The organism is Massilia arenae (assembly GCF_008014745.1).
GTDB classification, from domain to species: domain Bacteria; phylum Pseudomonadota; class Gammaproteobacteria; order Burkholderiales; family Burkholderiaceae_D; genus Telluria; species Telluria arenae.
The window spans coordinates 1-3,581 of the sequence record NZ_VPFD01000057.1; the positions used below are offsets into that span (position 1 = coordinate 1).

Below are 3,581 nucleotides of genomic sequence, written 5' to 3' on the forward strand. Positions count from 1 at the left end.
CAGGACCGTGAAACGACTTTGCGCCGATGATAGTGCTGCAACCAGTGTGAAAGTAGGTTATCGTCAGGCTAGTTATATGAAAAACCCCACTAGGTGATCCTGGTGGGGTTTTTTGCTTTGGGCTCCAGAATCGTGCCCCCATGGTCGCTGACGAGGCGCAACCAAAAGCAGGATTCGCTTCCTAAATTATTTCTGGCTTTTAATATTCCTCTGCAGCCAGGACAGTCCCACTGCCCGATCTCGTCAACGCCGGTCCCCCGGTATCAGTAGCCGAGAACACCATACCGTCCCCGCCACAATCTTCGGGCTGCTGGCCTGGGGATGGCGTCTGCGCCTGACGCGCAGGGAACTCGCACTGCCAATCCAGGGCACGGCAATCGCCATCCTGATGCTGGTGATCTTCAGCGCCTATCAGCTCTATGCACTTTTACCCTCCGGTCTTGCGTTCGCGCTGCTGGTTTCCCTTACGGCGTTCACCTGCCTGCTGGCGGTCCTGCAAGAGGCGCCCTGGCTGGCGGCATTCGGCATCACGGGCGGCTTCGCATCGCCCGTGCTGCTGGCGAGCGGGGAAGGTGGAAGCCTTATCGCACTCTTCACCTATTACGCGCTGCTCAATGCCGGCGTGTTTGCCCTGGCCTTCATGCGTTCATGGCATCCACTCAATCTGCTGGGATTCGTCTTCACCTTCATCATCGGCGCGACCTGGGGCGGGCTGCGCTATACCCCGGACCATTACTGGTCGGCGCAAGCCTTCCTGATCCTGTTCTTCCTGTGCTATTTCGCGATTCCGCTTGCGTTCGCGACCCGGGAGAGAACGCGCACGAAAGACTACGTCGACATCATGCTGGTCCTGGGCACGCCGCTGCTCGCATTCGGATTCCAGGTGGGCCTGGTCAAGGACATGCCCTTCGGCCTTGCCTCTACCGCGCTCGGCCTGGGCGGATTCTATCTGGCCCTCGGCATCGCTCTATGGCGCAGTGGGGAGGAACGCATGCGGATGATGGTCGAGGCCTTCGCCGTGGTCGGCGTCATCTTTGGCACGCTCGCCATTCCGTTTGCCCTCGGTGCGCGCTGGACCTCGGCCGCATGGAGTGCATTCATCGTCGCGACCGACCTACGCAAGCATGCTGGCGATGACGATAGCCTGCTGGAGCTTGCCGGCGTCGGCCTGTTGCTGGCTGCCATCGCCCTGCTTGGCGCATGCTGGAGTGAAGCGATCCTTCGTACCGCCGGCGGTACTTTGGCAAACTGGATGGTGGTCGGCGCTCTGCTCAGTGCCGTGCTGCTGCATGTCGTCGGTGTGCGCATGGCGTGGCCGCTGGCGCGTGGGCGGCCGGCGCCATCGTGATCGACCGCTGGCTTGCCGGGCCGGCCGATCCACTCCTCGCGGCGCAAGCCGATTGGGCCGTCGATGCCGCATGGAGCAACTATTTGCCGAGCTGGGTCATGATGCTGGCCCTCGTATTCCTGCTGCGCAGCAGCCAGGCCGGCAGATGGCCGAGCGCACCGCTGGCCGAGTGGTATCGCGCGGTCCTCATCCCCTGCGGCACCGTGTTGATGGCGATGTTGGTCATGGTCTGGAACCTGGGCCATGACGGCGCCATGGCCCCGTTACCTTATTTGCCGCTCCTGAATCCGCTCGACCTGACCACCGGCTTCGTGTTGATGCTGTGGGCCAGTGCGCTGCGCCAGCTAGCCAGCGAGGCAGCACTCCACAACGCGCTACTTCATCGGCTGAAGATCGGCGCCGCCATCGCGGCCTATACCTGGTTCAACCTCATCCTGTTGCGCAGTGCGGCGCACTATGTCGGCATCGACTACCGTTTCGGCGCGCTCGCCGCGTCGCAATTCGTGCAAGCCATGTTGTCCCAGGTCTGGAGCGCGAGCGCGCTGTTGCTCATGCGCTTCTCCGCAAGCCGGGTTATGAGGCGCAGCTGGTGGAGCGGAGCGTTCGTGCTTGGCACCGTTGTGCTGAAGCAATTCCTGATCGACCTGGCCAACGGCGGCAGCATCGCGCGCGTCGTGTCCTTCGTCGGTGTCGGAGTGCTGCTGCTCCTGGTCGGCTACTTCGCCCCCTACCCGAAAACGGCGCACGGCGCGCCGCCGCCTGCTTCCGCTTGAGCTGAACTGGAGAAAACAGAACGTCGTCATGCCGGTGCAGGTCGGGCAATACCGGGCCATCCGCAGGCGTGGCGGGAGGACGAACCTCTGCGCAATTGCAATCACTGGTGAACACGACGTTCTACCAGATGGTCCAGGACGGGCGGCGTCGGGCCTCTGGAGATGTCGAGATTCCTGTGACACATGCCTCCCAGTGGATCGTGCGGCCGCAGGCCGATGTGTTAGAGCGCCCGGCGCTGCGGCTGGGCTGGTCACCCGCGAGCATGGTGTTCATCGCTGGCGGCAAGCCGCCTTACACGCTGGCTTTTGGCCGCGCAGGAGTACGCCCGGCTCGAGTCGGGCTACATCAGGTGGCGCCGGGGTTCAGTGCACGCGAGCTGGCCACGTTAGCGGCGGCCAGGCCTGGAAATCTGATGCGGCAGCAGTCACCTGGCCAAGCCCCGGACGATGCCGCCAGGAGTCCATCCGGGAGCAAGCGGGGATGGCTGTGGGCATTGTTGGCTGGCGACGTCCTGGCACTAGGGGCGATGGCCTGGCATCTCTTCCGCCAGCTTAAGAGCGGAGCCGAACGGCCAGTCGCCTGAATCGGCGCGCTTGCAAAAAAGCCCGCCGGTTGGTGACTGGCGGGCTTGGGTGACTGGGCGTAGGGTTCAGGCGGCGTGCATTCCACTATTGATGCGCAGTTCGAGCTTGTCCCAGAACCGGTCATGGATCGGAAGCAGCAGCACATTGCAGATCGGTTCGAGGATGGCGGCAAGGCCACCGAAGGCGAGCGAGCCGGTCGCGCCATAGATGACGGCAAAAGCCACGACCATGTGCATGAGCGTCTGGCTGACCTTCTCAGCGGCAATGCGCATATAGCGTTCGCGAGCCGATTTCGCTCCCTCGCGGATGGCCGCCCACGCTTTTTCGTGGAAGGGGAGCAACAGGGGCGTTGATCACCGGTTCGATGATGATGGCCAGGCCACTGAACATGACCGAGCCAGTCATCGCATAGGCGATTGCGAAGGCGATCGTCATGTGGGTGATGACCTGGCTGGTTTTCTTGGCTGCGATGACCATGGCGTTGCCTCTTCACTTCGGTTGCTGACTGTAGAGGCAAATGGTAATGATTCTCGCTTATAGTTAAAAGCAAATAATATTGAAGATGCCGATAGCTCAGGTCTATCATGAGGAATGCGAAATGGGTAAGACGGGGCTTGCGGGATGTGTCATCGGTTTGTTATAGTCTCGTTCTCCCGACGCAGACGCAGCCTTCAAGGCAGCGAAAAGCGGAAGGAAAAAGAGGGTTGACGAGATTTAAAAAACGCTTCATACTCTCTCTTCTCTGCTGCTGACGAACAAAACGATTCGAAGCAAACAGCAGGGATGCAGTACCGAATAAAGTTCTTTAAAAATTAACAGTCGATAAGTGTGGGCGTTTGATGAAGGTGCCAAGAACTTCGGTTCTTGATTACTTA

The 3,581-nt window shown here is 60.8% G+C and carries 5 protein-coding genes; 3 read left to right on the forward strand and 2 right to left on the reverse strand.

Annotation, left to right across the window (positions count from 1 at the left end):
• Positions 1 to 310: 310 nt before the first annotated feature.
• The 3 genes from FVD38_RS26215 (at position 311) to FVD38_RS27255 (ending at position 2,705) form a co-directional block, all read left to right on the forward strand.
• Positions 311 to 1,348, forward strand: coding sequence for a DUF2339 domain-containing protein (locus tag FVD38_RS26215; RefSeq protein WP_502572597.1), 1,038 nt, complete (start codon positions 311 to 313; stop codon positions 1,346 to 1,348).
• Entirely contained in the window at positions 1,345 to 2,121 is a 777-nt protein-coding gene (locus FVD38_RS26220) for a DUF2339 domain-containing protein (RefSeq protein WP_229494024.1), read from the forward strand. The genes FVD38_RS26215 and FVD38_RS26220 overlap by 4 nt, the downstream gene beginning before the upstream one ends.
• A gap of 68 nt (positions 2,122 to 2,189) precedes the next feature.
• Positions 2,190 to 2,705 carry a DUF3999 family protein gene (locus FVD38_RS27255; protein ID WP_370660659.1) on the forward strand — a complete coding sequence of 172 codons (516 nt, stop codon included), beginning with the start codon at positions 2,190 to 2,192 and terminating at the stop codon, positions 2,703 to 2,705.
• A 66-nt stretch (positions 2,706 to 2,771) separates the two neighbouring features.
• On the opposite strand, the gene FVD38_RS27015 is transcribed toward FVD38_RS27255, so the two are convergent.
• Complete coding sequence (locus FVD38_RS27015) at positions 2,772 to 2,978, reverse strand: DUF2061 domain-containing protein (RefSeq protein WP_229494026.1); 207 nt, start codon at positions 2,976 to 2,978, stop codon at positions 2,772 to 2,774.
• Complete coding sequence (locus tag FVD38_RS27020) at positions 2,962 to 3,183, reverse strand: DUF2061 domain-containing protein (RefSeq protein WP_229494028.1); 222 nt, start codon at positions 3,181 to 3,183, stop codon at positions 2,962 to 2,964. The genes FVD38_RS27015 and FVD38_RS27020 overlap by 17 nt, the downstream gene beginning before the upstream one ends.
• Between the last annotated feature and the right edge of the window lie 398 nt (positions 3,184 to 3,581).

What these genes read in the sequence shown, in the direction of transcription:
- FVD38_RS27015 (WP_229494026.1), bottom strand. Translation starts at nt 2,978, where the DNA reads ATGCGCATTGCCGCTGAGAAGGTCAGCCAGACGCTCATGCACATGGTC.
- FVD38_RS27020 (WP_229494028.1), bottom strand. Translation starts at nt 3,183, where the DNA reads ATGGTCATCGCAGCCAAGAAAACCAGCCAGGTCATCACCCACATGACG.